Source organism: Devosia sp. Root105 (assembly GCF_001424865.1).
Taxonomy (GTDB): Bacteria; Pseudomonadota; Alphaproteobacteria; order Rhizobiales; family Devosiaceae; genus Devosia_A.
Genome location: NZ_LMCR01000001.1, coordinates 1,080,703 through 1,106,911 on the forward strand (window position 1 = coordinate 1,080,703; position 26,209 = coordinate 1,106,911).

The 26,209-nt window shown below is 65.7% G+C and carries 28 protein-coding genes, 1 tRNA gene, 1 pseudogene and 1 riboswitch; of the genes and pseudogenes, 9 read left to right on the forward strand and 21 right to left on the reverse strand.

Annotated features, from left to right (window positions below; translation table 11 throughout):
* Positions 1 to 82: 82 nt before the first annotated feature.
* From rpmA to ASC68_RS05155, 4 genes are all read right to left on the reverse strand, one after another.
* Complete coding sequence (gene rpmA, locus ASC68_RS05140; protein ID WP_055875668.1) at positions 83 to 352, reverse strand: 50S ribosomal protein L27; 270 nt, start codon at positions 350 to 352, stop codon at positions 83 to 85.
* A 12-nt stretch (positions 353 to 364) separates the two neighbouring features.
* Positions 365 to 988 carry a 50S ribosomal protein L21 gene (rplU, locus tag ASC68_RS05145; protein ID WP_055875671.1) on the reverse strand — a complete coding sequence of 208 codons (624 nt, stop codon included), beginning with the start codon at positions 986 to 988 and terminating at the stop codon, positions 365 to 367.
* A 232-nt stretch (positions 989 to 1,220) separates the two neighbouring features.
* Entirely contained in the window at positions 1,221 to 1,961 is a 741-nt protein-coding gene (locus tag ASC68_RS05150; protein ID WP_055875675.1) for an MBL fold metallo-hydrolase, read from the reverse strand.
* A gap of 23 nt (positions 1,962 to 1,984) precedes the next feature.
* Complete coding sequence (locus ASC68_RS05155; RefSeq protein ID WP_055875678.1) at positions 1,985 to 2,434, reverse strand: gamma-glutamylcyclotransferase family protein; 450 nt, start codon at positions 2,432 to 2,434, stop codon at positions 1,985 to 1,987.
* A gap of 95 nt (positions 2,435 to 2,529) precedes the next feature.
* Between ASC68_RS05155 and ASC68_RS05160 the strand changes: the two genes are divergently transcribed.
* A tRNA-Ser gene (locus ASC68_RS05160) sits at positions 2,530 to 2,619 on the forward strand.
* Between the two features lie 137 nt (positions 2,620 to 2,756).
* Here the strand turns inward: ASC68_RS05160 and ASC68_RS05165 are convergent.
* The 7 genes from ASC68_RS05165 to ASC68_RS05195 all read right to left on the reverse strand — a co-directional run bounded on the left by ASC68_RS05165 (position 2,757) and on the right by ASC68_RS05195 (position 9,911).
* Positions 2,757 to 3,719, reverse strand: coding sequence for an ABC transporter ATP-binding protein (locus tag ASC68_RS05165; RefSeq protein ID WP_055875681.1), 963 nt, complete (start codon positions 3,717 to 3,719; stop codon positions 2,757 to 2,759).
* A gap of 5 nt (positions 3,720 to 3,724) precedes the next feature.
* Complete coding sequence (locus ASC68_RS05170; RefSeq protein WP_055875683.1) at positions 3,725 to 4,729, reverse strand: ABC transporter ATP-binding protein; 1,005 nt, start codon at positions 4,727 to 4,729, stop codon at positions 3,725 to 3,727.
* A 5-nt stretch (positions 4,730 to 4,734) separates the two neighbouring features.
* Complete coding sequence (locus ASC68_RS05175) at positions 4,735 to 5,649, reverse strand: dihydrodipicolinate synthase family protein (protein ID WP_055875686.1); 915 nt, start codon at positions 5,647 to 5,649, stop codon at positions 4,735 to 4,737.
* A 22-nt stretch (positions 5,650 to 5,671) separates the two neighbouring features.
* Complete coding sequence (locus ASC68_RS05180; RefSeq protein WP_055875689.1) at positions 5,672 to 6,547, reverse strand: ABC transporter permease; 876 nt, start codon at positions 6,545 to 6,547, stop codon at positions 5,672 to 5,674.
* A 1-nt stretch (position 6,548) separates the two neighbouring features.
* On the reverse strand, positions 6,549 to 7,508 hold the full coding sequence (locus ASC68_RS05185; protein WP_055875692.1) for an ABC transporter permease: 960 nt from the start codon (positions 7,506 to 7,508) through the stop codon (positions 6,549 to 6,551).
* A 71-nt stretch (positions 7,509 to 7,579) separates the two neighbouring features.
* The gene (locus ASC68_RS05190) at positions 7,580 to 9,169 is read right to left on the reverse strand and encodes an ABC transporter substrate-binding protein (RefSeq protein WP_055875696.1); all 1,590 of its coding nucleotides are present in this window, start codon (positions 9,167 to 9,169) and stop codon (positions 7,580 to 7,582) included.
* A gap of 25 nt (positions 9,170 to 9,194) precedes the next feature.
* Positions 9,195 to 9,911, reverse strand: a complete 717-nt coding sequence (locus ASC68_RS05195; RefSeq protein WP_156384798.1) for a FadR/GntR family transcriptional regulator — start codon at positions 9,909 to 9,911, stop codon at positions 9,195 to 9,197.
* 94 nt (positions 9,912 to 10,005) lie between these two features.
* Here ASC68_RS05195 and ASC68_RS05200 point away from each other — a divergent pair, with 94 nt between their 5' ends.
* Positions 10,006 to 10,959, forward strand: a complete 954-nt coding sequence (locus ASC68_RS05200) for a dihydrodipicolinate synthase family protein (protein WP_055875702.1) — start codon at positions 10,006 to 10,008, stop codon at positions 10,957 to 10,959.
* 51 nt (positions 10,960 to 11,010) lie between these two features.
* On the opposite strand, the gene ASC68_RS05205 is transcribed toward ASC68_RS05200, so the two are convergent.
* Positions 11,011 to 11,790, reverse strand: coding sequence for a LytTR family DNA-binding domain-containing protein (locus ASC68_RS05205; protein ID WP_248310489.1), 780 nt, complete (start codon positions 11,788 to 11,790; stop codon positions 11,011 to 11,013).
* 11 nt (positions 11,791 to 11,801) lie between these two features.
* The gene (locus tag ASC68_RS05210; RefSeq protein ID WP_055875708.1) at positions 11,802 to 12,890 is read right to left on the reverse strand and encodes a histidine kinase; all 1,089 of its coding nucleotides are present in this window, start codon (positions 12,888 to 12,890) and stop codon (positions 11,802 to 11,804) included.
* Between the two features lie 175 nt (positions 12,891 to 13,065).
* On the opposite strand from ASC68_RS05210, the gene ASC68_RS05215 reads away from it, so the two are divergent.
* From ASC68_RS05215 to ASC68_RS05225, 3 genes are read left to right on the forward strand one after another with little or no spacing between them, the layout of a single operon-like run.
* Entirely contained in the window at positions 13,066 to 13,998 is a 933-nt protein-coding gene (locus tag ASC68_RS05215; protein WP_197421049.1) for a DUF4189 domain-containing protein, read from the forward strand.
* A gap of 10 nt (positions 13,999 to 14,008) precedes the next feature.
* On the forward strand, positions 14,009 to 14,482 hold the full coding sequence (locus ASC68_RS05220) for a hypothetical protein (protein WP_055875715.1): 474 nt from the start codon (positions 14,009 to 14,011) through the stop codon (positions 14,480 to 14,482).
* A gap of 22 nt (positions 14,483 to 14,504) precedes the next feature.
* Complete coding sequence (locus ASC68_RS05225) at positions 14,505 to 14,912, forward strand: hypothetical protein (protein ID WP_055875719.1); 408 nt, start codon at positions 14,505 to 14,507, stop codon at positions 14,910 to 14,912.
* A gap of 125 nt (positions 14,913 to 15,037) precedes the next feature.
* Here ASC68_RS05225 and ASC68_RS05230 read toward each other — a convergent pair whose 3' ends face one another.
* A complete protein-coding gene (locus ASC68_RS05230) occupies positions 15,038 to 15,541 on the reverse strand; it encodes a hypothetical protein (protein ID WP_055875722.1) in 504 nt (167 codons plus the stop codon).
* Between the two features lie 69 nt (positions 15,542 to 15,610).
* Here ASC68_RS05230 and ASC68_RS05235 point away from each other — a divergent pair, with 69 nt between their 5' ends.
* The 3 genes and pseudogenes from ASC68_RS05235 to ASC68_RS05240 all read left to right on the forward strand — a co-directional run bounded on the left by ASC68_RS05235 (position 15,611) and on the right by ASC68_RS05240 (position 17,117).
* Positions 15,611 to 16,141 (forward strand): hypothetical protein, encoded by a 531-nt coding sequence (locus tag ASC68_RS05235; protein WP_055875724.1) that lies wholly within the window; start codon positions 15,611 to 15,613, stop codon positions 16,139 to 16,141.
* A 125-nt stretch (positions 16,142 to 16,266) separates the two neighbouring features.
* Positions 16,267 to 16,495, forward strand: a pseudogene (locus ASC68_RS28220) (tripartite tricarboxylate transporter permease); the annotation flags it as partial.
* Between the two features lie 70 nt (positions 16,496 to 16,565).
* Positions 16,566 to 17,117, forward strand: a complete 552-nt coding sequence (locus ASC68_RS05240; protein ID WP_055875727.1) for a hypothetical protein — start codon at positions 16,566 to 16,568, stop codon at positions 17,115 to 17,117.
* Positions 17,118 to 17,275: 158 nt separating this feature from the next.
* Here ASC68_RS05240 and ASC68_RS05245 read toward each other — a convergent pair whose 3' ends face one another.
* The 5 genes from ASC68_RS05245 to ASC68_RS05265 form a co-directional block, all read right to left on the reverse strand.
* On the reverse strand, positions 17,276 to 18,277 hold the full coding sequence (locus ASC68_RS05245; RefSeq protein WP_055875730.1) for an ABC transporter substrate-binding protein: 1,002 nt from the start codon (positions 18,275 to 18,277) through the stop codon (positions 17,276 to 17,278).
* A gap of 3 nt (positions 18,278 to 18,280) precedes the next feature.
* Positions 18,281 to 19,033, reverse strand: coding sequence for an ABC transporter ATP-binding protein (locus tag ASC68_RS05250; protein WP_082527897.1), 753 nt, complete (start codon positions 19,031 to 19,033; stop codon positions 18,281 to 18,283).
* Complete coding sequence (locus tag ASC68_RS05255) at positions 19,030 to 19,836, reverse strand: ABC transporter permease (RefSeq protein WP_055875733.1); 807 nt, start codon at positions 19,834 to 19,836, stop codon at positions 19,030 to 19,032. The genes ASC68_RS05250 and ASC68_RS05255 overlap by 4 nt, the downstream gene beginning before the upstream one ends.
* A 27-nt stretch (positions 19,837 to 19,863) precedes the next feature.
* Positions 19,864 to 20,472: a YkoF family thiamine/hydroxymethylpyrimidine-binding protein gene (locus ASC68_RS05260; protein WP_055875736.1), complete on the reverse strand. Its 609-nt coding sequence runs from the start codon at positions 20,470 to 20,472 to the stop codon at positions 19,864 to 19,866.
* Positions 20,463 to 20,576, reverse strand: a riboswitch (TPP riboswitch). Its footprint overlaps the gene before it by 10 nt.
* Positions 20,577 to 20,714: 138 nt before the next feature.
* Positions 20,715 to 23,003: an acetamidase/formamidase family protein gene (locus tag ASC68_RS05265; protein ID WP_055875739.1), complete on the reverse strand. Its 2,289-nt coding sequence runs from the start codon at positions 23,001 to 23,003 to the stop codon at positions 20,715 to 20,717.
* Between the two features lie 334 nt (positions 23,004 to 23,337).
* On the opposite strand from ASC68_RS05265, the gene ASC68_RS05270 reads away from it, so the two are divergent.
* Positions 23,338 to 24,789 carry an acetamidase/formamidase family protein gene (locus ASC68_RS05270; protein WP_055875742.1) on the forward strand — a complete coding sequence of 484 codons (1,452 nt, stop codon included), beginning with the start codon at positions 23,338 to 23,340 and terminating at the stop codon, positions 24,787 to 24,789.
* Between the two features lie 32 nt (positions 24,790 to 24,821).
* Here ASC68_RS05270 and ASC68_RS05275 read toward each other — a convergent pair whose 3' ends face one another.
* Positions 24,822 to 25,286 (reverse strand): hypothetical protein, encoded by a 465-nt coding sequence (locus ASC68_RS05275; RefSeq protein WP_055875745.1) that lies wholly within the window; start codon positions 25,284 to 25,286, stop codon positions 24,822 to 24,824.
* Positions 25,283 to 26,137, reverse strand: a complete 855-nt coding sequence (locus tag ASC68_RS05280) for an IclR family transcriptional regulator (protein ID WP_055875748.1) — start codon at positions 26,135 to 26,137, stop codon at positions 25,283 to 25,285. The genes ASC68_RS05275 and ASC68_RS05280 overlap by 4 nt, the downstream gene beginning before the upstream one ends.
* Between the last annotated feature and the right edge of the window lie 72 nt (positions 26,138 to 26,209).

The window sequence follows — 26,209 nt, forward strand, 5'->3', positions numbered from 1 at the left end:
CTTGGATCTTGTCGCGCGGTCGACTGCCTAGTCGCCTTGCCGGGGAGCTGGTCTCCGGCAGGGGTTGCTAGGCCTCACCGGGTTATTCTGCTGCTTCTGCTGCCGGGAGTACCGACACGTAGACTTTGGCGTTGGCGCGGGTTTTGAACGCCACGGTGCCGGGAATAAGGGCGTAAATGGTATGGTCGATGCCCATACCGACGCCGGTGCCCGGGTGCCACTTGGTGCCGCGTTGACGGATGATGATGTTGCCGCCGATCACAGCTTCGCCGCCGAACTTCTTGACGCCAAGACGTCGGCCAGCCGTATCGCGACCATTGCGGGAGGAACCGCCTGCCTTCTTATGTGCCATCGGTTAGACTCCTTATTCCTTGTCAGCCTTGGGAGCGGCCTTCTTGGCCGCCGGCTTCTTGTCTGCAGCGGGCTTTTCGGCCTTGGGCGCAGCTTCCTTTTTGGGAGCAGCAGCCTTCTTGGCCGGAGCCTTGGTCTCGGTCGCCTCAGCAGCCGGAGCTGCCTTGGTCGTCGCTTTCTTGGCCGGGGCCTTCTTTGCGGCGGCCGGCTTGGCGGCGGCCTTCGGGGCCTCGGTCACGTTGGCCGAAGCCGCCGCGGCGGCAGCGCGCTTTTCGGCGCGGGCCTTGGCAATCTCGTCGACCTTGGTGGTCGGCTTTGCGCCGCCGGTCAGGATCTCGGTGATGCGCACGGTCGACAGACGCTGACGATGGCCGTTGCGGCGATCGTAGTGCTGGCGGCGCTCCTTCTTCAGGATGATGATGGTGCGCTCTTTTTCGGTGGCGATGAACTGGCCTGCAACCAGGGCGCCTTCCACGAGCGGCGCGCCAACGGTGACCGCGTCGCCGTCGCCAACCATCAGGACCTGGTCAAAGGTGACCACGTCGCCCGGCTGAGCGTCGATCTTCTCGATCTTCACCACGTCATTGGCGGCAACCTTGTACTGCTTGCCGCCGGTCTTGATCACTGCAAACGTCATTGTCGTCCCGGGGAACTCCCGGACCTCTTCGTTATCGCGCCCTGTGGCGCCGCAGGCGATGCCTGATCCTGCGGGCTTCGAGATAGGCTGCCGATAGCGATATCGGCGGCGGCCTCGGACAGCGGTTGAACAAATCAAAAATGCGCGCAGCAAACGCCGCACGCAATTCGAGCGGCCTTATCGTCAAGAATCCAACCGGAGTCAAGGCCGCGCAGGCCGGTTCCTTTAGGGCTCAGTACCAGGCGGCAAGCCGAACTTCTGCGGCATCGCCGACCAGTTCGGCGAGCTTGGCCGGATCACCACCCTGGTAGTGATAGGGATAGACGATGCCGGGCCGGAAGGCGGCGACCGCCGCAGCGACCTGCTCGAGGCTCATGGTATAGGGCAGGTTCATCGGCAGGAACGCGACGTCGATACCGGTCAAGGCCCGCATTTCCGGCGTGTCCTCGGTATCGCCGGCGACATAGACGCGCTTATCGCCGAAGCCGATGACATAACCGTTGCCGACGCCCTCGGGGTGGTAGCGCTTACGGTTCTCGGTGGTGTTGTAGGCGGCGACGACCTCGATCGGCAGTCCGGCGATCTCGCCGGTGGCGCCGTTCGGCAAGGCAGTGGCGCGCGGCTTCAGCGGGCCGGGCAGGCGGGCCAGCACCTCTTCGGAGGTGAGGATCGGGGCAGTGTCGCCGGCGATGGCGTTGAGCGTTGCAATATCGAAATGGTCGCCATGGCCATGGGTGATGAGGATGCCGGTCGGCGGCGGCAGGCCCTCATAGAGCGCCGGACCGTTGGTCGGATCGATGTAGAGCGTCTCGGCGCCGAAGCTCAGCACGAGGCTCGCATGGCGGATCGGGTAGATGGCCACGTCGCCCGCCGAGGTCACGAGGCTATCGGGGGTTGCGGCGAGCGCCGGGCGGATGGCGGCGGCGAGCGGCAGGGCGGCAAGCCCCAGCATGGTGGCACGGCGGTTCAGCATGGTCACTCCGGGGGCGTTGATTTCTAGTGCGGGCGGATGGCGATCAGGCGTTGGCGCAGTTCATCGGCGGTGGCGGCTTCGGTCGCGAGGACGCGCGGCTTGTGCTCGGCTTGCCAGCGCTGCAGCGTCCAGTCGGGTGCGTCGGCGGCGATGGCGATCGCCGGCAGGTAGGCATCGGCCTCGTGCAGCTCCTCCTCGAGCATGGCGGCGATCGGGGCGCGACGGTACTCATCGCCCTCGAAGGCGTCGAGCAGGTCGCGCTCGAATGGCGTCAGCCCCAACAGCAGCAGCCCCTCCGCCGCTCCACCCGGCGTGCGCAGCAGCGCCGGATAGACGCGGCCGGGATAGTGCACGGCGCGAAAGCCCGGGGCGCGGGCCGCATGCACCGCTTCGGGCGGCAGCATGCGGCCGAGCACCGCCGAGCGCAGTTCGGGGTCACACAGCGTGCCATAGACGAAGAGCGGAAGAGTCATGCAGCGAGCGAGCCAAAGAGTGTTGCAGCCTCGATCATGCTATGCCATAAGCCCGCCCGTCTCGACCAGCCGCGGTAACGCGTGTTCGACCTCGCGGAGAGGTGGCAGAGTGGTCGATTGCACCGCACTCGAAATGCGGCATGGGGGCAACTCCATCGGGGGTTCAAATCCCTCCCTCTCCGCCATTCCTCTCGTTCCGTGCGGCGATCGCACAGCGCGGGACGAGCGATCGGGCGAGCTGCTCTCCACCGCGATGCCCCCGAAACTGGCCCAGCTTGGTACGTGCCTAACCGGGCCACCACGAGAGCTTCTGCAGGCAGGCCTAGAGATCGTCGCGAATACAGGCCTTCAGATGGCCCGGTCCGACCGTCTCGAGTGGCGGCACCGCCGCTGCGCATGCGTCGATGGCATATGGACAGCGCGTTCGGAACACGCAGCCGGAAGGTGGGTTGGCAGGGCTGGGGATGTCGCCGGTGAGCAATTGTCGCTGCCGCCTGTCGCCCGGCACCGGCGACGGGATCGCCGAGAGCAGAGCCCGCGTGTAGGGGTGGCGCGGATGGGCGTAAAGCTCGGCGCTCGGGGCGACCTCCATGATCCGGCCGAGATAGAGCACGATGACCGTGTCGCAGATGTACTCGACCACGGCCAGGTCATGCGAGATGAACAGCATGGTGAGGCCAAGCCGCTGCTGCAGATCGCGCAGCAGGTTGACGATCTGCGCCTGGATCGAGACGTCGAGCGCCGAGACCGGCTCGTCGGCCACGATCAGTTGCGGCTCGAGCGCCAGGGCCCGGGCGATGCCGATGCGCTGGCGCTGGCCGCCGGAGAATTCATGGGCATAGCGGTTGAAGGCGTCGGCAGGGAGCTCGACGGCAGCCAGCGCCCTATGGGCGCGCGCGCTTCGTTCCTCGCGGCTAAGCCCGCCCTGGATTTCCAGCCCCTCGGTGAGGATCTGCCCGATGGTCATGCGGGGCGACAGGCTCGCGAACGGGTCCTGGAAAATATACTGCATGAAGCGGCGCTGCTTGCGCAGCTCGGCGGCCGAGAGTTTTGTCAGATCGGTACCGTTGAAGCGGACCTCGCCGGAGGTCGGCTCGACCAGCCGCAGGATCGAGCGGCCGATCGTCGTCTTGCCGCTGCCCGACTCGCCGACCAGACCCACCACGCTGCCGCGCGGCACGTCGAACGACACGTCCTCGAGCGCCCGCACGACCGGGCCGCGGGAGAAGGCAGAGGGCTTGAAGTGTTTGGTCAGGCCGCGAACCGAGAGCAGGGGGGCATCCATGGTGCTCAGAGCTCCTGCCAGCGAATGCAGCGGCTTGCCTGGTCGTTGCCGGTATCGAGAAGGGACGGCACTGCGGCGCGGCACGCCTCGATCGCGTAGCTGCAACGCGGGGCAAACGAGCAGCCCTGCGGCAGTCGGGCGAGGCTCGGCACGGTGCCGGGAATGGTGGGAAGCGGGGTGCCGGCCTGCTTGAGCTGGGTGGCCTCGCCGAGCCTGGGGACCGAGCGCATCAGCCCGATGGTGTAGGGATGCCGGGGGTGGGCGAACACATCGGCGACGCGGCCGGTTTCCACGACGCGCCCCGCGTACATCACCGCGACGCGGTCGGCGATCTCGGCGACAACGCCCAGATTATGGGTGACGAAGAGGATGCCCATGCCGCGCTGCGCCTGCAGCTGCTGCAGCAGGTCGAGCATCTGCGCCTGGATGGTGACATCGAGTGCCGTCGTCGGCTCGTCGGCGATCAGCAGCGCCGGATCGCAGGCGAGCGCCATGGCAATGGTGGCGCGCTGCCGCATGCCGCCCGAAAGTTCGTGCGGATATTGCTTGGCCCGGCGCGCCGGATCGGGGATGCCGACATCGGCGAGGAGTTGCACCGCCGCCGCCGCCGCGTCCTTATGCGATTTGCCCAGGTGGATGCGGATGGGTTCGGCGATCTGCTCGCCTACCGTGTAGACCGGATTGAGGCTGGTCATCGGCTCCTGAAAGATCATGCCGACATCGTTGCCGCGCACCTGGCGCAGCGCGTCAGCGTCGAGCTGCGCGAGGTCGCGGACCACTCCGGATTTGCCGCGGAAGCCGACGCTGCCCTTCGCCACCCGCCCGATGCGGGGCAGGAGGCGGAGAACGGAGAGGCTGGTGACCGACTTGCCCGAGCCGGATTCCCCGACCAGCGCCACCGTCTCGCCCGCGGCGATGGCCAGGTCGAGATCCTGCACCACCGCGACGTCCTTACCGGAAATGCGGTAGACCGTGGTGAGGCCGGAAATGTCGAGGATCGGCTCGGGCATCGCGGTCAGAGCAGGCCGGTCGACTTGAGGATCGCATCGATCCTCATCGTCTCTTCGGAATTGAGCATGCGCTGCGGCCGCGCCATGACGTTGGTCGAGATGATGCCGAGCTGCCGCATGGCGGTCTTGAAGGCGCCGACCCCGGCCGACCCGGCGCTGGTCCGCGGCTGCGCGATCCAGACGATCTCGAACAGCCGGCAAAGCCGCTCCTGCTCCCGGCGCACGGCCTCGTGGTCGCCCGCCTGGAACAGGTTCCAGAGCTTGACGTAGCCGTGCGGATCGACATTGGCGAGGCCGGGGACGACGCCATGCGCGCCCATGCCCAGGACATTGTCGACGACGATCTCGGAGCCGGTCATGGCGAAGAAATCCGGCCGGTCCGCCATGTCGAGCATGACATAGCGAAGGTTGCCGTCATCGGCGCTCGAGTCCTTGACCCCGGCAATGGTGCCCTCGCGACCCAGCGTCACCGTGGTGTTGCGCTCGAGCTTCAGATGCACGCAGACCGGGATGTCGTAGGCGACCAGCGGCACGTCGACGGCGTCGCGGATGTAGCGGAAATGGTCGATGGTCTCGGCCTGGTTGGTGCGGGCGTAGAACGGCGCCGTCACCACCAGCGCGTCGGCGCCCGCCGCCTTGGCGATCCGCGCATGCTCGATCACCCGGTCGGTGGTCGGGTCGATGACGCCGACGAAGATCGGCAGGCGGCCGTTGTTCACCTTGACCGCATGTTCGATGATTTTCGTGCGCTCGGCAGCAGCGTGGAACACCACTTCGCTGGTCGATCCCAGAACGAAGAGACCGTGCACACCCCCATCGATGAGGTTCTCGATCACCCGGGTGAAGGAGGGATAGTCGACCTCGAAAGTCTCGGTCAGCGGAGTGACGACGGGAGGGACGACGCCAGTGAACTTGGGCATTTGTGGGCTTTCTCGAAGAGTATCAGTTGAGGTCGGAGCGGGGGTCGAACGCGTCGCGCAGTCCATCGCCGATGAAGTTGATGGCCAGTACCGCAAGCACCAGGGCGGCGCCGGGGAACATCCACTGCCAGACGTACTGCTCAAGCACGACTGTCGAGCGGGCGGCGTTGAGCATGTTGCCCCAGCTGGCTTCGGGCGGCGGGATGCCGAGGCCGAGGAAGGAGAGGCCAGCCTCGAGCAGGATGGCACTGGCAATCTGCAGCGTGGCGTAGACGACGAGGATGTCGATGCAATTGGGCAGGCCATGCCGGAATAAGAGGTGCCAGAGGTTGGCGCCCATGCCGCGTGCGGCGACAACGAAATCACGTTCGCGCAGCTCCAGCAGCCGCGCCCGCACCATGCGCGAGAGCACCGGCCAGGACAGCAGCGAGATGACGAAGATGGTGGGCACGATGCCGGTACCGGCGATCGAAGCGAGCACCAGGAGCAGGATCACCGGCGGCAGCGTCATGGCCAGATCGACCAGCCGCATGGTCGAGCCATCGGTGATGCGGCCGCCAAACGCGGCGAGCGCGCCCACGAGGAAGCCGATGACCAGCGAAATAGCAACCGAGACGCCGGCGACCAGCAAGGAAATCCGCCCGCCCTGCAGCAGTCTCGCCAGCACATCGCGGCCGACGCCGTCGGTGCCGAACCAATGCGCCGCGCTCGGCCCCTTGTTGAGGGCCCGCAGGTCGATGTCGTTGGGGGCGTGAGGCCACCAGAGATCATAAGTCAGCACAGCGATGAGCACGGGCAACAGGATCAGCAGCCCGGCGACTGCCGCGCCGTTGCCGACGAAACGCGACAGCGATCGGGCCAGCGGGCCATTGCTGCGGGGGAGAGCGATGGCAACCATCTCACGCCACCTGGATGCGCGGATCGACCGCGGCGTAGGTGATGTCGGTCAGCAGGTTGACCAGGATGACACAGGCGCCGATCACCAGTGTTGCGCCCATGATCACCGGATAGTCGCGAGTCTCGACGGCATTGACCATAAGCAGGCCCATGCCGGGCCAGTTGAAGACGCTTTCGATGAAGATCGCGCCGCCAATGGCCATGCCGATGGTCGAGCCGATCAGCGTGATTACCGGCAGCAGCGCATTGCGCAGCGCGTGTTTCACGATGACGAAGAACTCGCGGACGCCCTTGGCTCGGGCCGTGCGCACGTAGTCCTGGTTCAGCACTTCGAGCATCGAGGCGCGCATGTAGCGCATGATCAGCGCCGCCTGGCCGATCGACAGCAGCACGGCGGGCAGGATCAGGTGAGCGAGGAGATCGCCGAGGGAGAACGGTACGCCGGGGGTGAGCATGCCGCCAGACGGCGCGACGCGGAACTGCACCGAGAAGACATAGAGCCCGAGCAACGCAGTGAGAAATGCCGGGCTGGAGATGCCGACGAAGGCGGCGACCGAGAGCCCGATATCGGTCGTCGAATTGCGGCGCACCGCACCGATGATGCCGGTAGCGATGCCGAAAACAATCGAGAGGACCAGACCGGTGGCCATCAGCAGCAGGGTCGGGCCGATGCGCTCGAACACCAGTTCGAGCACGCGGACGCCGCTGCGCTGGATCGAGTAGCCGAGATCGCCGGTGGCTGCTGCTCCCAGCCAAGCCAGGTACTGGACCGGCAGCGGCTGGTCGAGGCCGAGGCGGGCCCGGATCGCCGCCATTTCGGCCTGCGACACCGAGACGTTGGGATCGATATAGGCATCGATCGGATCGCCGGGCGCCAGGCGCAGCAGCACGAACACCAGGACGCTCAGCGCGATGAGCATCATGAGGCCGAGCGCAAGGCGGCGCAGGATGAAGGTGAGCATGGGCAATTTCACGCGGATTGCGGGGGGGAGGGCAGGCGGAGCCGCCCTCCTGTCACGTCGGGAGCGCGCGGCTATTGAGCGTTGCCCAGATCCCACTTCTCGGGATCGGCATCGAACGGACCGCCGCCCGGGGCCGGGGTCCAGACGAAGTGCTCGAGGCTGGTCGAGGCAACGCCATAGCGGTTGGCGACCCACATGGTGGCCCAGGGCAGGTTGGCGTTCATCGCCTGGCAGACCGTCTGGTAGCGGGCGTCGCGCTTGGTGGCATCGGTCTCGCCAAGCGCGGCGTCGAAGGCTGCACTGACCTCGGGCATGCGGATACGCAGCGCATTGGTGCCGGCCGGCGGGATCATCGATTCGTTGAGGCCCACATTGATGTTGGACGGCTCCGGCCCATCCTGCAGGCCGGCGTAGATCAGCGGGAAGTCGGCAAAGTTCGGTTCGGCGGCGAGTACCGCGGCGTTATAGGTCGGCGAGTCCACGGCACGCGGCACGATGTTGATCCCGACCTGCGCCAGCATGGCCTGGATCGCCGCGAGGACGTTCGTCGACAGCGGATTGTTGTAATAGGTCAGGATGGTGATCGGCTTGTCGCCATTGATCTCGGCCCAGCCCGCTTCGGCCAGCAGCGCCTTGGCCTTCTCCGGGTCGTAGGCATAGGGCTCGATTCCAGCCGGCACGAACTGTTCGGCGACATAGCCGCAGTTCGCTTCGGTTGCCGCGCCGTTGTAGAGGCTCTCGATGATCGCCTTACGGTCGATCGCGTACATCACCGCCTGGCGAACCTTGAGATCCTTCCAGAACGGCACCTCCTGGTTGAAGCCGACATAGTTGACGACGAAACTCGGGCCCTCGATCACCCTGAACTGGTCATTGCCGCTGAAGGTCGCGACGTCATCTGCCTCGACGTAAGTGAACTGGATCTCCCCGGCGCGCAGCGCCGCGACGGCGGCTGCCGAGTTCTCGAAGTAGCGGTTGATCAGCTTGTCCACGGCCGGCCTGCCGCCGCGGTAATCCTCGTCGGCGACGACCTCGACATACTGGTCGGTCACGTATTTTTCGAACTTGAAGGCCCCGGTGCCGACCGGCGTCGTCGACCACCAGGTGCTCTTGGCGAGATCGGCCGGCGGGACTTTGCCCAGCGCATGCTCGGGCAGCATCATGATCTTGGTGAGCGTATCGAGCAGCCCGGCATTGGGGGCGCTCAGCGTCAGCACCACGGTGCGGTCATCAGGCGTCGCGATGCTTTCGATGGCGCCGAGACGCGCCGCGAACACACTGCCGGTGTCACCGTTCTTGGCTGCCTCCAACGTGAATTTCACATCAGTCGAGGTGAAGGCCTCGCCGTCGTGCCAGGTCTCGCTGGTCAGCTTGAAGCTGTAGGTCTTCTGATCGGCGCTGATCTCGAAGCTCTCCGCCAGGTCGCCGACGATCGCCGTCAGGTCGGCGTTGTAGATGACCAGCGGCTCATAATAGACGCTGAGCCAGGTGAGGCCGGCGGTCGCGGCGAGTGGATTGAAGTTGCCCGGAAAACCACCCGGGCCGACGTCGAAGCCGCCGCTGATGGTCTTGCCGGTCTCTGCCAGGGCTGGCAGCGCCAGCATAGGGGCGAGCAGTGTCGTCGTCAGCACGAGTGCTGACCTCAAAGTCCTCAGTCTCATGGTCGTCCTCCCAGTTGTCCCTATTCTAACGAGCGGTCTCGCCGTTCTTGGCGATGACCCCCAGAATGCCGTGATAGTGGTGATCGAGCCGCGCCCGCGCCGCCTCGACGTCCCGGGCTGCCACCGCCTCGACGATGTCGTGGTGGTCCTTCCAGGTGGCGAGCGGGTTGGGATTGTCGAGGTTGACGAAGTCCGAGGCCTTGTAGAAGGCTAGCCAGAACACATCGATCAGCTTGCTCAGCATCTGGTTGCCCTGGCAGCGGAACAACAGCAGATGGAAAGCCTTGTCTTCGTCGGCGAAGCTTTCGTGGTGCTCGGCCCGAACGCGCATCCGATCGGTCACCGCCCGCAGCTCGGCGAGGTCGTCCTCGCCGATCATCTCGACCGTCTTCTCGATCAGCGCCACTTCGAGCACGCGTCGGATCTCGACGAGTTCGCCGACTTCGCGCAGCGAGCCTCGCAAGCCATAGGCGAGGTGCTCGAGCAGCGGGTCGAACGAGAAGGCCCTGACAAACACCCCGATACCGCGCCGCGTCTCGAGGATGCCGACCGATTCCAGCGCCTTGATCGCCTCGCGCACCGAGTTGCGGCTGACCGCCAGCTGCTGGGCGAGGAAGCTCTCGGGGGGAAGCGGATCGCCACCGCGCAGCCGGTTCTCGTCGATATAGGCCTTGAGGCTCTCCTGCACCGAGGCGTGCAGCGTTTGTGGCTTGGTCAGCGGCTGTAGCGACTTCGTTTCGATCATGGTGGCTGGTCAATCCCGTCTTCGTTGATTGCTTGATATCAACTTGTAGGATATCCATCAAGACATATTGGATGTCCTATGAGTGGCGACGATGAACAAGCTGGAACGGCGTGACGCGCCTTGGGGCAAAATTCGCGGCAACTGGGCGACCTTGCTGCTGCCGATCGACAGCGACGACAGCATCGATTTCGTGCGGCTGGGCACAGAGATCGACGTCTTGATCGCCGCCCAGGTCGACGGGATCTACTCCAACGGCACGGCGGGCGAGTTCCACAACCAGACGGAAGCGGAGTTCGATGCCATCCAGCAGCTGCTGGCGCGAAGCTGCAGGGCCGCCGGCATGCCCTTCGTCATCGGCGCATGCCAGCCCGACCCGCGCCTGGCGCTTGACCGGGTGCGGCGGGCTGCGGCGCTGGCGCCGGATGGCATCCAGGTGATCCTGCCCGACTGGTGGCCGCTGTCGAACGCCGAGGCCGTCGACTTTCTCGTGATGGCTGCCGAGGCGGCCGGCGCCATCCCGCTCATCCTCTACAACCCGCCACACGCCAAGCGCGTGCTGGGGCCAGCGGAACTGGCCGCCATCCTCGAGCAGGTCCCGCAAGTGGTCGGCGTCAAGCTTGGTGACGGCGACGCAGACTGGTACGCCGAGGCTCGGCAGCACCTCGCCGACTGGGCCCTTTACGTGCCCGGCCACCACCTCGCGACCGGCGTGCGCGAGGGTGTCGCCGCCGGCGCCTTCTCCAACGTCGCCTGCCTAAGCCCCTCGGGCGCTCAGCGCTGGACGGAGCTGATGCTCACCGACCCGGAGGCGGCCCGCGATATCGAACGCCGCCTCTGCAGCTTCATGGACGACCACATCGTCCCGTTCCGCCGCGACCATGGCTACTCCAACGCCGCGCTCGACAAGCTGCTGGCTGCCGTCGGGAACTGGGCCCCAGTCGGCACGCGGCTCCGCCGCCCCTATCGCTGGATCGACGACGGCTGGACCGAGCAACTGCGCCAGGCGGCCCGTTCGCTGGTGCCCGAAATCATGGGAGCCCCGTAGTGTTTGCCATAGGCGACCGACGCCCAGCGCTCGGCACTATGCCCCCTCAATTCAGCGCACATCCGGGATCACGCCGCGCGCCAGTTCGGCACGCATTTTGGCAGCGTAGGTTCGCCCGACACGGATTTCGCTGCCGCCGACCAGTTCTACGATCAAGGTCGAAAACTGCGCGGTCCGCAAGCGAACGATGGCATCCCTGCGGATGATCGCACCGCGATGCACGCGTACGAAGATTCTCGGCGGCAGCCGCCGTTCCAGCGATGTCAGGCTCTCCTGATGCAGGTGGCTGTCCCCGTCGCTGAAGATGCGGACATAGTCGCGCTCGGCAACGATGTGCGTGACGTTGTGCAAGGCAAGGCGCCGATAGTCGCCGCGCGAGCGCACCCAGAAATCCGGCCCGGCACCTTCGGTCTGCTGCAGTGCGTGCCGCAGGGCCCTGATCACTTCCTGAAGCTCGCCAACCCGTTCCTCGTTTGAGCTGGCCCGCAGCCGGGCGCAGGCCCGCGCGACTGCCAGCTGCAAACGCGCCGGTTCGAGCGGCTTGGTTACATAATCGATGGCATGCGCGTCGAAGGCACGCTGGGCCTGATGGTCGAAGGCGGTCACGAATATCGTTGCCGGCGCCGCCGGACCAAGCCGCTCCAGCAGGTCGAAGCCGGTGCCGCCCGGCAGCTGAATATCGAGCGTGATGACATCGGGGCGCAATCGCTCGATCAGCATGCCGGCCTCGGCGAGATTGGCCGCTTCGCCCGCGACATAGACGTCCGCCATTGCCGCCAGGGCACGCCGGATCCGGCCGCGTGCGAGCGGCTCGTCGTCGATAATCAGCACCGAAAATCCACTCATTCGTAACGTAGCGGCAGCTCGACGACCGCCTCCCATTTCCCTTGACCATCATAGCCCGCGGTGCATCGCCCCCGAGCGCCGAACCGGGCAGCAAGCCGTTCGTTGACATTGGCCAGCCCGATCCCGGTCGAGGGAGGTTCCGTCGTTGCGCGATCGGGAGCGACATCGTTGGTGACCACCAACCTGAGGTCTTCATTCATCGCCGCGGCTTCGATGCGAATCAACATCGGCGCGCTCGCCTGCCCCACGCCGTGCTTGATGGCGTTCTCGACCAGAGGCTGGAGGATCAGGCTGGGTACGAGCGCGCCGTTCAATTCGATGGGCACATCCACTGCGAAATTCAGCCGATCGGAAAAGCGTTCGCGTTCGATCGCCAGATAGTCCTGCTGCAGCGCCAGTTCGCGATCCAGGCGAACATCGCTGAGCGGATCGAGGGTCAGCGTCGTCCGCAGAAATTCCGACAGGACGACGACCATCCGCTTGGCCTCGTTTGGCATGCCTTCTTCGATCAACGCCGCAATGGAGTTGAAGGTGTTGAACAGGAAATGCGGATTGATCTGATAGCGCAGCGCCCGCATCTGGGCTTTGAGCGCCTCTTCCCGGATTGCCGCAAGCCGCTGCTCCTGCTGGCGCACTTCGTGACTGTAGAGCATCGCCACATAGAGGCACGCCCAGCCAAACAGGAACGAGCTGTTTTCGATCAGGCTGTAGACAAAATCGCGTGGCGCGAAAGCCGGCTTCTGCGGCCACAAGTACCAGGATGCAATGAGGAAATCGATGCTGGCGGAAAACGGTGAGCAGAGCAGCGTGAGCACGAAGCACAGGATGGCCTTGTGCAGGAAGGACAAATTGCGCCAGCGCAGCAGCAGCGCCGAAATGGCGAAGGTGATGACGATGCTGGCGGTGATCCAGACCAGCTTTCCCGGCGCCGATACCCATGCGTCGACACCGACAAAGTGCCAGAGCAGGCTGGCGATCAGGAAGACCGAGGCCCAGTAGACCACCCCGAGCTGTCGGGTCATCCGGCGCAGCTCGATCCGCGCATCTGCGTCTTCGGTCAACGCGCTTTGGCCATCGGCACTCATCGCATGAGTTATTTGCATATTGCCGCGTCAAGTCGAGTGCCGCTCGTAGCGATTAGAAGCCGTTCGCAGATTTCTCGCGCCACTGAGGGCCGGATCGCAGCCGGTCGCCGAAATCTTCTTTCGGGACGGGAGATCCGATGATCGCCTGTTATCTCAACACCACAGGATGAACATGATGAAGCGTTTCGGCGATATGCGCTGGGTTGGGCAAATGCTGTTGATCGCCCTTGTCTGGTGCCTGTCGCCGGCGTTGGCGCAGGCGCAGCATTATCCCTGCAACGGCCCCGGGCCGGGGGAGCGGCTGGTGGGGATGGCCCCCAATGGCCCCGGCGTCGCCCCGACACCTCTATGTGCTCGCGATGACAGCGGCGCAGCCCCGGAGCAACCCTCGGCGCCCAGCGATGGCAGCTTTGCGGCGATCGCCTGGCATGTCGACGCCGCCGATGTGTGGGTCGACGGCAATTACAGCGGCGCGAACAATATCGGCGAGCAAGGTGCGCTCGACGCGTGCAACAGGGTGATGGGTGGCGGCTGTACGTCGGGCGGCACCTGGTCGAACTCATCGATCGCGATCATCCGCGACAAAGAGGGATACTTCTACAGGGGCTGGCTCGGTGAGGGCGGCGCCGATCGCGATCAGGTGATGGCTGAATGTTCGGCCAAGCAGCTGCTGCCATGCGAGGTTTTCGCAACGATCCGCGCCAGTACCAACCAGCGTTTCCCTGGCGCCAATGCGCGCAAGTATTTCGCCGCGTCCGCATGGGTCGTCGGTGGTGCCGACGACGGCTACAACGCCAAACTCTACGTCGCGAGCGGCTACCGTAGTGCCGATGCCGCGAGCGCCGCGGCGATCGAGGCGTGCAGCGCCGACACGTCGCTGCCGTGCGAAACCAACGCGCTGACCGGCAACGGCTTCATCCAGGCGTATCGCCTGGGCGGCAACAACGACAGCGCGACCACCGAGACGTCGGCCCGGCGCGCCAAGCAAGCGGCGCAGACGAACTGCAAGAAGCAGCAGAGCGCGAGCTGCGATCTGCAGGCGCTGTTCGACAGCCGCAAGGCGGGGCTGTTCGTGCACGATTTCGATACAGGCAAGACGACGCGCTAGGCGCGGGTCAATGAGCCGGTCTCTCGCATTCTTGCTCGCGGTGACGTTGGCCGGCACGGCCGGTTCACAAGAGGCGTCCCGAGACTCCTCGTCTGCAGTTACGCCTGAGCGGATCTCCTATGTCGGCACCGGCAATGGTTGGAGCGGCGGTCGGACCGAATGGTCGATCGATCGTTCGGGGCGGGGGTCTTACCGCACGACTGTCCGGATCGAGGCGGAAGGCCAGTTCAACGCCGGACCAGAAGGTTTTGCGCGCATCCGCGCGATACTGCAGCCGCTCGAGGCGCTGCGCGAATTGCCCTGTGACGGAGCGGTAACGGACCAGGGGACGGGAGCGCTGAGCTGGCAACGCGGCGATCGGACAAGCTCGCTGCGTTTCGATTTCGGCTGCAATTTTCGTCAGCCCGACGCTGCCCGGACGTGGCTGGGCCGGGCGAGCGACATGGTGCGGGAATGGGCCCTGGCGAAGGGGCCACGCGGCTGACGCCGCCAAGGAGAAGCATGCAATGAAGCGTTTTCGTCCGTTCCAATACGTCGTCCTGTTCGGGCTGGCCGTAACAAGCGCGGTCGCCGCCCAGGCGGTCGAAACGGGACAGCTCGACGGCATCGTCGACGAGCAGATGAACTACCTGCAGTTCCGCACCGCCATACTCGGCGCGACGTGGACACCACTCGTCGACCCGCAATGCGATGCCAATGTCTACGGCCGTCCTGGCGGCCCGAAAGACGACACCAATATCTGCCGGCAGCTGCCCGAGCTCGAATCCTGTTCAGGCGACGGCTATTGCAGCATGTACTTCGTCCACGAGCCGTCCGGCAGGAAGGTGCAGGTCGTCACCTATGGCGATTACGCGCGCTGGGAGCTGCCCGGCGGCCAATCGGATCTGGCCGTGATCGAGTGGAGCTATCAATGAGCCGCCGCGCTACGGCGCATGCGTCGGACACGGACGCCGGCGAGCAGCGTCGGGCGGGGAACAGGGTGGGCGGCACTGCAAGGCCACAGCCCGGGGTCGGGCTGCGACGACGACGCCTGTGGCGGTCAGCCCGGGATGGGGCCGATCGGCCAATCACCGAGGGTTTGCTCGATCTCTCCGGCTTCGGACGGGCACATGAGAAAGAGGGTGAAGGCCTTCTCGCCTTCGGCATACCAGTCGGCGCCACGCACATCCGGCTCGACACCCTCCGAATAGCAGAGCGCAGCCTTGCTGCCATCGAGGGCGATCAGGATGCCCCAGTTGACGTCGCCACCGCTGGCCGGGTCGTAACTGCGGACATAAAGCCGCTGCCCCACCTTGATGACAGGCGTGGTGACCGCATCGGTGACATACACCTGGTCGCGCACCGGGCCCGCTGGTGCGGCAGCTTCGATCGCGGCGCGCACCAGGGGATGCTCGAGAAAGCTCACGCCCTCGACTTTGTCGAAGACATACTTGCCGACATAGACGCCGAGATCGGGCGCGACCTCGTTCGGGGCGGCGGCGGCCGGCACGGTCGTCATCAGGCCTAGCGAGAGGAGAACGGAAAGAATGCTGATGGTACGCATGGTACTCCGGGAGAAGCTGGAGAGTTGGGCTGAACTGCAAGATGCTGCAGGCAAACGCAGGGGTTGCCCGTGAACGCGTCGTCCGCCAAGATTGCCGAAAAGGTCATTATGCGCAAATACTTCGTGCTGGTCTGCGGTTTGTTTTTGCTTGCATCGCAGGTCGGTGCAATGGCGCAAAGCCCGGTGCCGAAGCCGACGGACGGCTATGACTGGGCGATCCGGATCGACGAAGAGGATCGGACGCGTCCGGCCATTCTGGCCTATGAGGTAGCGGATACCGACGATCAGCCGCTGAACTTCTCCTGCGAGGAGGGCGGTGGGCGCATCTTCGCGGGGATCGCCGGCGTCCCCGGCGACCTGACCGAGATCACGCTGGTTTCGGGCAATCAGACGCTGCAACTCGCCGGCAAGACCGATCAAGATGAAATGCCGTCCTTCACATCGAACGGCATCGCCGGCGATTCCTTGTTCATCAAGGCCTTTGCCGCCAATGGTTGGCTTCGCATGACCGCCGGCGGGCATGAAACCGATATGGCGGGCAGCCTTCGAGGCGCGAAAGCGATCTCGGCTTTCGTGGCCCATTGCAACCGGCCGCATTAGAGCGATTGGGGAGCGGCGAGACGGCGGATTTCGTCGCCAACTGACGAAGTGCGGGCTTACCTGCGCGGTCGCCTCACCGCCTGACGCCCAGCCGCGCCATCTTTTCGTTGAGGGGGCGGCGCGGCGCCTGCGTCGGGTGCAAGCCTGCGCCGCTGCTTCTCGGCTTCGTGCTCGGCCCGCCGCTGGAAGAGAACCTGCGCCGCGCCATGATCATCTCGAAGGGCGACCCGCTGGTGTTCGTCGAGCGACCGATCTCGGCGGTGCTGCTGGCCCATGGCGCTGGCCGCGGTGATCGTCGCGCTGCTGCCGGCGACCCGGCGGAAGCGCAAGGAAGTGTTCGTCGAGGAGGATTAGGCGCAGCGCTAAGCCTCCCGCCGGGGCCTTACATTTTCCGCACCGGCAGCTGACACTTCCCGGATCAGCCATGCGCACAGCATTCGTCAGCGTCCTGATAGCCGTCGTCGCCCTCGCTGCTGGATCGGCGTCGGCACAGAGCAGCTACACGCCGCTCGACCTCGATGCCTGCGAGGTGCTGAAGGTCTACGAGGAAGCGGGTGGCGCGGACCTCCGCTGCCCGGGGCATGGCGGGTTCGACGTCTTCGTCTCGGAAGGCGATGCGCGGATGGATGTCGATTTCGGCGTGCGCAACGAGGCGTTCGAGACCTTCTCGGCCTTCAACAGCGTCGGCAAGACGGTGGAATGGCTGGAGGACGAGGACGGTGTCCAGGCAGCGGTGCTTCGCTTCCTGATCGACGTCGATGGCCGCAGCGCCGAAGCGCTGGTGGTCAGCAAGGTCGGGCTGCGGGAGGCGCCGGGCTGCGTTGTCGCCATAGTGGATGCCGCCGCCGAACAGGCCAACGGAACGGCGCGGGGCCTCGGGGCGATGGCGAAGTTCTTCGATTGCGACAGCGACGGGGTGATGATCGTGCCGGGCGCCCGCGGTCTCGTTGCCGATTTCAGCGGCGCCAACCAATGAAAACCGGCGCGAAGGTGGTCTGGCGAAGGACGGGTGATTTCGGTCGGCAGAGCCCGCCGAGAGAGGCGGTAACACGCGTCCACAGCTCCGAACCTGGATGACGGGATGAGTAAGCCGGTGCGGCGCTCAACCCGGAGATTGAGCGCCGCAGTTATGAGCTATTCGGCCGGCAGGTACTGGTTGCTGAAGTAAGTCGAGAAGTCAGGCTTGTCTGCCAGCACCACCCCGTTGCCGTCGCGCAGGATGCCGGCGGTGAAGAGGTACTGGCCGATGGCTTCCATTTTGGCGGGCGCGATGGCGCCAATCACGCCATCGGCGCTCTGCAGATAGTGCCCGTCGATCAAGGCCTGCAGCGAGGCGCGGATCAGCGCCCGATCGGTCAGGACGTCGCTATTGGCGGCAATGAGGATGTCGGCGGCTTCGTCCGGATGCTCGACCGCGTAAGCGTAGCCGCGCTCGGTGGCGCTGATGAAAGCCGTGGCGGTCTCCGGATTTGCATCGAGATACGCCTCGCTGGAGCCGATCAGGGTGGTGTGCTGGTCGGGGACGCCGAAATCGGCATAGCGGAAGGCGCGCTGGGCCTTGCCGTCGAGTTCGGCCTTGACCCCCTCCCAGGTGTAGACTTCGAGGGTGAAATCCACCGCGCCATTGGCCAGCGCCTCATAAGCAGAGGTCCCCAGCGTCACGGTTTCGAACGTGCCCTCGCCGCCATCCGCACGGATCATCGAGGTGATCAGGGCATTCTCCCAGGCGCTGCCGAAGCCGCCATAGGTCAGGCCATCGAGATCCCGTGGGCGCTGGATGTCGGCGCGGTCGGCGTTGAACACCAGCCGGCCGGTCTCGGTCTGGGTAACGGCGTAGACGCCCTTCAGGTCGGCGCCGGCGGCGCGCTGGGTCATGAAGCCGATGGAACCGACAATGCCGAAATCGGCGACATGGTTGGCCACCAGCGCGCCGGCGGAGGTGTCGGTGTAAGGCAGGATTTCGACGTCGAGCCCGGCCTCGGCATAGTAGCCGAGCTCACGCGCCACATAGAGCCCGATGTGGTTGGTATTGGGGGTCCAATCGAGGGCCATGGTGACGTGCTGCTGCGCGGCGACCGGGCTGGCGGCGAGGCCAATGAGGCAGGCGGCGGCGAGCGCCAGGTGGCGGAGGTTCATCGTTCAAGTCCTTTGGGTTGGGGCGGAGAGGAGCAGATCGAGGATGCCGGCCTCGATGGCGGCGACCGCCGCGCCGGTACGGCGGGGGCGCGGCAGGGGCACGGCAACTTCAGCGATGACGCGGCCAGGGCGGGCCGACAGCACATAGATGCGGTCGGACAGCAGCACCGCTTCGCGCACGTCATGGGTAACGAGGAGGGTGGTCCAGCCGTGGCGGCTCCACATGGTTTCGAGCCAGCGTTGCATATCGGCGCGGGTGAGAGCATCGAGCGCGCCGAACGGCTCGTCGAGCAGCAGCATGTCCTTGTCCTGCACCACGGTACGGAGCAGCGCCGCGCGCTGGCGCATGCCGCCGGAGAGCTGGGCAGGATAGTGGTGCTCGAAGCCGGAAAGGCCGAACTCGGCGAACAGTGGCGCCACGCGCCGGCGCGCCGCGGTGCGCCCGATGCCCTGCACCTCGAGGCCCAATGTCGTGTTGTCGATGATCCGCCGCCAATCCATCAAGGCGTCGCGCTGCGGCATGAAGGCGAAAGGGCGGTGGTCGGGCTGAAGCGGGGCGCCATCGAACAGCATGGCGCCGGTGTCGGGGCGCAAGGCCCCGGTCAACAGCTTGAAGATGGTGGATTTACCCGAACCGGATGGGCCGAGAATGGAAACGAACTCGCCTTTGCCAACGGCGATGGACAGCTCGCCCAACACCTGGAGATCGCCGAAGGCTTTAGCGATGCCGCGCAGTTCGAGGCGCGCGGCGCTCATAGGCTTTCGCTCCCGGAGAGGCGCAGCCAGGGCATCGACAGGCGCTGGATCAGAACGGTCGCTCCGAACAGGAGCAGCGTCAAGGTGGCGCTGACCGTGACGGCGGCCAGCACGAGGTCGGGGCGGAAGTTGTTCTTGGCGTTGAGGATATAGATGCCAAGCCCTTTGGCCGCGCCGGCATACTCGGAGAAGATCGCGCCGACCACGGCATAGGTGATGGAGATCCTGAGGCCGGCGAAGAAGAAGGGCAGGGCCGAGGGCAGGCGGGCGATGAGGAAGATGCGCCAGCGTGGCGCACCCATCGAGGCCACCAGTTGCTCGATCTCGTCGGCGGTGGCGGCATAGCCCTGCACCAGCGCGATCAGCATTGGAAAGAAGGTGACCAGCGCCACCAGCATTATCTTGGGCGCGAGGCCGAAGCCGAACCACAGCACCACCAGCGGCGCGATGGCGATCATCGGCAGGGTCTGGCTGATGACAAAGACCGGCAGCAGGGCGCGCCGCAGCGGCCGGAAGAAGTCGATCAGCACCGAAAAGGCGAAGGCGGCCGAGACCGAGCAGGCAAAGCCGAGGAGGGTGGCGGTGAGGGTGGGGAGCGTGTTGTCCCACAGTGCCCGATGCTGCAGTGCGGCCTGCATCAGCACCCGGGAGGGCGAGGGCAGTGTGGTCGGTGGGATCCCCGAAAACTGGGCATAGGCCTCCCAGAGGAGGATCAGGCCGCCGACCGAGAGCAGGGCAGGCCACAGGCGGCTGAAGGCTGTTGCGGCGCGTGCCGCGACCGGGCGGATGAAAGGCATCGACATGGACCTTGAAGGAAAAGCAGACGTGCCTTAGCGGGCGGTCGGGCTGTTCGCGGAAACGGTCAGGTCGATGGTGACGTGTCCTTCGGGCGGCCCGAACCGGCAGAAGGCCTCGGCCAGCGTCGCAAACACCGGACCGGCATCGCCGCGCAGCACCGAGCAGAAGTGCTTGGAGCGATCGAACACACCTGAGCTCTTCAGGAAGTCGATGCAGCCATAGATCTCGTCCATGTGCTGGCCGGTGCCCATCACGTAAAGCGAGAACTGGGCGGCTATGGATTGGCCGGTTGCGGCTGCCGAGGCGACAGCCGCATGGGCGGTCGCCTGGCGGACGGCCAGCGGTTCGAGCGGATCGGCGAGCGCGTTGGTGTTGCAGATCGCCTCATCGGGCTCACCAGGACAGCCGCGTGAAATGGCGGCTGAGAAGGTGACATGCTTGCCGGCCTGCGCCGCTGCGACGAAGAGGTCGCGCATGGCCGGAAACAACACCTCCGGCGGCCCGACCAGGAGGGTCGAGAGATCGTCGGTCTCGATGCGCAGCCGGTCCCGATAGGGATCGAGCGCGCCAAGCGCCGACAGGATGACGCCGACGAAATCGTCGGCCATGGGATAAAGGGAAATCTGTGCGCCGGAAAACATCGCCCGCCTCGCTCCGCTGGTATTACCCAGATCAGCTTTAGGGTCCGCGCACTTAGCGTGCAGCATCTCAGCCCCGGCAATACGGAGCACCCCTGTGGATGGCGTTGCTTAGACCACGGTTGGGTCGGCTCTGGAAGAGGTGGCTTTCGGATTTGGGTTGATTGGCGCTGGCGTGCCCATCATTGGCCGGACGCAGTATGCACCGGGTTGACGCGGGCCGGCTTCGTACTCGCTAGGTTCGGCTAGCGCATGCTGCGACCGCGGAAGATCGCCTTGTCGATAACGGCATGGACGCCGAAGTTGCCGTCCGCAACCTGGGTCACGCCGAAATCGACGGCGAGCGACATGATGGTCAGCGCCTCGTCTTCGTTCAGTCCGTAGACGTCCATCAGGAACCGGCGCGTCTGCCGGAAGGCGTTGCGCAGCGCCAGGTCCACGGTCGACTTCTGATAGACCTCAGCCTGGGCATTGCGACCGAGATCGCGCAGGTAGTTGAGGTGGCTGAAACTCTGGATCACCCAACTGTCGGGGGTCTCGATCAACGGCGCCTTGAGCCCGGTGACACAGGCCGCTGCGTCGGCGGCTCCAGCCTTGTGGAGGCGGATGCGGATGTCACCGGTCAGCGAGCATTCAAGCCCAGTGCCGTTGATCTCGCCGTCGGACAGGGCGAAGTGCCCGTCGCCCATCGAGAGCAGGCCGCCCTCCACCGATACCGGCAGGTAGATCCGGGACCCCTTGCCGGCGCGCCAATTGTCGATATTGCCGCCGAAATAGCTCGGCGGGATAGAATCGACGAGTTCGGACTCCCGCGGCGCCAGCGCCACGAAGCCGAAATGCAGGCGCGCCGGAATGGCGATACCTTCGAGCACGGCGCGATGCTCGACCAGAGTGTGATCGACCGGTACGCCGGGGTAATCCATGGTCTTGTGCACGACGCCGAACGGATCGGCCTGCGGCTGCCACACGTAGCTGTAGAGCGGACGAGCCTCTTGGGGGCGCTCGAGATCGATCTCGAAGATGGTGACGGTCTCGCGCTTCGCCCGGTCGAGCAGATCACCATACTGGTACCCCCACCAGGCCGAGGCGTTCGAGGCGAAGGCCTTGCCGGTGTGCAGCGGATTGCCGCTGGGCCGGGGCCGGATGTCGATGATTTCAACCTCGATCACGTCGCCGGGCTCCGCCCCGCGCACGTAGATGGGGCCGGTGCAGATATGCACCCCGAACCCTTCGCCCGCGCCGCGCCCGAACACCGAGGCGTTCATCGGTCCGGCTCCGCGCCGGTCGATGTTCTTGCCTTCACTCGTCCAGCCGAAGACGCTTTCGGCGCCAGCATCCCCCGCCACCATCCGATCCCAGTCGTCGCCGGAATGCTGGGTGAGCGTCTCGATCGTGACGGTGGCTCCCGGCTCAACCCGCAGCACCGGTGGCAGCGTGCGACTTACATAGCCCCAGTGTACCGTGTCGGCGGTCGCCGGCAGGTGATGCCGATCACCGGGCCACGGCTCAGGCGCGGGCCTCGTTGCCTCCTGCGGCCCGGCCGGCGGAGTTTTCGCGGGCGGTACAGGCTGGTGCGTCGTCGGCCTGCCACGCTGGGAGTAGCCGTCATCGACCGGCACGGCGGCGCGGCGCATCTCCGTGGGGGTCATGCGGAAAGCCGTGCTGAAGGCGCGGCTGAAATGCGCCTGATCCCGAAAACCCCAGCGCTGGCCGATGGCGGCAACGCTTTCGCGTGCGTGGTTCGGATCGAGCAGGTCCACCTTGCAGCGCTGCAGCCGCAACTGCCGTACATGGTCGGAGAAATTCTCGCCCCGCCCTTCGAACAGCCGCTGCAGGTAGCGTGCCGACATCCCCTCCTGGCGGGCGATATCGGTGAGCCCGAGATCGGCGTTGGTGAGCTGGCTGTCGATCGCGGCCGAGACTCTTCGGAAATGCGCCGCCTGCACCTGGGTCAGCCCGCCGTCCGGGGCGTTTGCCTCACCGAGCAAGGCGCTTGCCACCAGTTCGGTGAGCGCGATCTCGCCGGCGGCCAGATCGGCCTGGCCGAGATTCTCAATATCAGCGGCCAGCGTCCGCAACAGCGGCCGAGCCGCGGCGGCCGCCACCGTGCGGCCCAGCACGACCGGCAGCCGCACCGGCACGCGGCCCAGCCGCGCCGCGAGGGGCCCGCGTTGCAGCCGCAGCAAGACGGCACGGAAATCGGTACGCCAGTGCATCTGCCAGGCTGTGCTCATCTCGAGCGCGACGAGGTCTCCGTCAGCCAGCTCGAGCGCGGTTCGCCCGGCGGTGAGCCGCGCCCTGCCTCTGCCGACGAGCAGCAGGAGCACTGGCGCCCCAGGCCCGTGCGCAACACTCTCGAGCGCCTGCGCTTCACCGGCGAGATCGGCGAGCAGAGCTCCGGAGCTGGAGGGCGAAACCGCAATAGTGCCGCTGGCTCCGCTGGCCTGCAGCCCCAGTTGTGCGAGCCGCTCCAGCCATGCGGCGCGGCGGCGGTCGAGGGGCACGGTTTCGACGCTGAACCGGACGGCGCTCATGGTGTCCCTTCACGCGCCGCAGACTGCGGCGCTGCTTCGGCACCCACCTCGATCAGAGCTTCCCAACCCTGAGCTTAGCATAGCCCGGCCGACCCGCCAGTCTTTGCCGTGAGACGAACAATCTCTTGCCTTTTGGCTGTCAGGCAGGCGCCCGACAAGGCTCGGCTCGGAGGACTGCTTCCGACGTACCTTGTTGATAATGCTGAAAAAAAGAGAGAGACGAAGTGCCAGGAGCTGATCGAGCCGGGGTCCGGACAGCCTCTTCGCCCGATTGCCTGAGCCGGGCCTGACCGGGATAGTTGCGCGTAGATGCAACCCCGGCGAAGGACACCCCATGTGCAAAGGCGATGACGTTAACTGCCCTCAGTTCGAGGCCCATTATCGAAGCTTCAAGGAGGATCTCAACGTCGAGCGCCGCAGCTTCCTCAAGAGTGGCTTCCTGGCGGCGGGTGGCCTTGCCGCCCTCGGTGCCGGCGGCGGCATATCGCTGGTCACCCCGGCGCTGGCCCAGGCCTCTGCTGCCCGCCAGCCGCAGCAGCGCGCTTACCACTATCTCCCCGCTACCGCCGACACAGTGCATTGGGGCTTTTTCAGCAAGACGCTGAAGCCGCAGGTCGAGATCGACTCGGGCGACATCGTGACCATCGAGACCTTGACGCACCACGCGGGCGACGATCTCGAGCGCATGGTCGAGGGCGATGAAGGCGCCGAAAGCGTCTACCTCTGGACCAAGGACAAGAAGGGCGTCGACCGGCGCGGCGCCGGCCCGACCGACCCGGCCGTCTACAAGAAAGGCTCGGGCGAAGGCATGGGCGTCCACATCCTCACCGGCCCGGTGTTCGTGCGCGACGCCGAACCGGGCGACATCCTCGAGGTCCGCATCCTGGACTGCACCCCGCGGCCTTCTGCCAACCCGAAATTCGCGGGCAAGTCCTATGGCTCGAACGCCGCAGCGAACTGGGGCTTCCACTACAACGACATGCTCGAGGGCAAGAAGCGTGAGGTGATCACCATCTATGAAGTGGACGTCACCGGCAGCAAGAGCTGGGCAGAAGCGGTCTATAATTTCCCCTGGGTGCCGCAGACCGATCCGTTCGGTGTTACCCACACCACCATCGACTATCCCGGCGTGCCGGTCGACCACGCGCTGACGACGCGCAACTACGACGTGCTGAAGGGCATTCGGCTGCCTATTCGCCCGCATTTCGGCACGCTTGGCCTGGCTCCCGCCGAAGCCGATTTCGTCGACACCGTGCCGCCCAGCTATACCGGCGGCAACATCGACAACTGGCGCATCGGCAAGGGCGCGACGATGTACTACCCGGTCGCCGTCGAAGGCGCGATGATGTCGGTCGGCGACCCCCATGCCAGTCAGGGCGACAGCGAACTCTGCGGCACGGCGATCGAATGCTCCCTCACCGGCACCTTTCAGTTTATCCTGCACAAGAAGGCCGACCTGGCCGGCACCCCGCTGGAAGAGCTCAACTATCCCATGCTGGAGACCCAGACCGACTGGCTCGTACACGGCTTCTCGTTTGCCAACTACCTCGAGGAGTTGGGCCCCTCGGCGCAGAGCGACATCTACTCGAAGTCGTCGGTAGACCTCGCGCTGCGCGACGCGTTCCGCAAGATGCGGCACTTCCTGATGACGACCAAGGGGCTGACCGAGGACGAAGCGGTGTCGCTTATGTCGATCGGCGTCGATTTCGGCGTCACCCAGGTCGTTGACGGCAACTGGGGCGTCCATGCGATCGTCAAGAAGGACATCTTCGCCGGTCGCGGCTGACCCCGGGATATGTGCACCGGGGGCTGGTACCGCTACAGCGGCAGGTAGCCGGTAAAGCCGGCGATCTTCCAGGCCTCATGCTCGCGGCGGAGGTGGAATACCGAGCGCCAGGCGAGGATCATGGCGTCCCCGGATTGGCGCCGGATCTGGCCATCGATGCGCTTATGCGCGAGCGCCGCGTCGCCGTTGATGTCGATGCGGTCGATCGATTGGCTGCGGAACCAGGCGGCCCGCAGGGGCTCGGCGAACTCTGCCGGGTTCCAGCGGGCGGCGATGGCGGCATCGCGATAGGCGGTAACCGACGCATAGGCCGGGCGCCAGTCGGCCGGATCGAGCGACAGCGCGGCATCGATGCCGAGAAAGCCGGTCTCGACATAGTCGGCGGCAACCAGCGACCAGTCGCTGCTGAGGAAGAAATCGCTGTCGCGCCTGACCAGCATTTCCCAGATGGCGAAGCGATCGGCATCAGCAGGGGTGAAGGGATTGATCTCGCTCATTGCACGTCTGGCGGTAGCGGGAAATGCGGCTCGGGGAGGGTGCCGCCCATCGACTCCGAGATCCTGCGGGCGGCACGATAGAGCATGATCGCGGCGTCGTCGAAGGGGACGATGATCTGCTGGCTGGTGAGGAACGGCATCGTCAGTGCCGCAATGGAGATGCCGGCCGTGTTGATGATCGGGAAGCTGAGGTCGGTCACCCCCTGCACCATCTCGCCTTCGATCCGCTCGTAGCCGCGTTTCGCAATGGTCTCGATCCGGCCACGGTAGCGCCGCGCCTGCTCGGGCGGCAGCAGCGCCTCCGACTGGCCGATAATCCAGGCCTGTACCGGGCTGGACTGAAAGGCGATGATGGTGCGCCCCGAGGTGCCGCGGATGGCCGGGCTGGCGGCGCCGACGCGCAGGCGGATGGCGATGGGGGCGGGGCTATCGACCTGGGCGATGATGCGCTGGTTGAGCCCATCGAGCACCGCCATATGGATGGCCTGCGAGGTCTCGAGCGCCAGAGCGTTCATGATCGGCTGGGCGGCGTCGACGACCCGGCGGAACGGCGGGAACAGCGTCGCAAGGCCATAGAGCTGGGTGGAGAGCACCAGAGCTTCTTCACCGGGCGGCCGGATCAGGTAGCCGCGGCGCTCCAGCGCCATCACCATGCGGTAAACCTCGGACAGCGAACGGCCGAGGCGCTGGGCGATCTGGCTCGGGGTAACCGGCACGGTCAGCGTCGCCAGCAGCTCGAGCACATCGAGGCCCTTTTCCAGCGCCGGAGCGGTATACTCTGCCTTGGGAACGGGTTTGCGGCGTTTGCGCGATCCCTTGGCGGCCGGCGCACCGTCTTCAGCTGCTGCCATGCTCCCCCCGCTCGCTCGTTTCGGCGCCGATGTCCAGTAGCATCGGCTTAGTTGCCCTGCCACTGCGGGTGA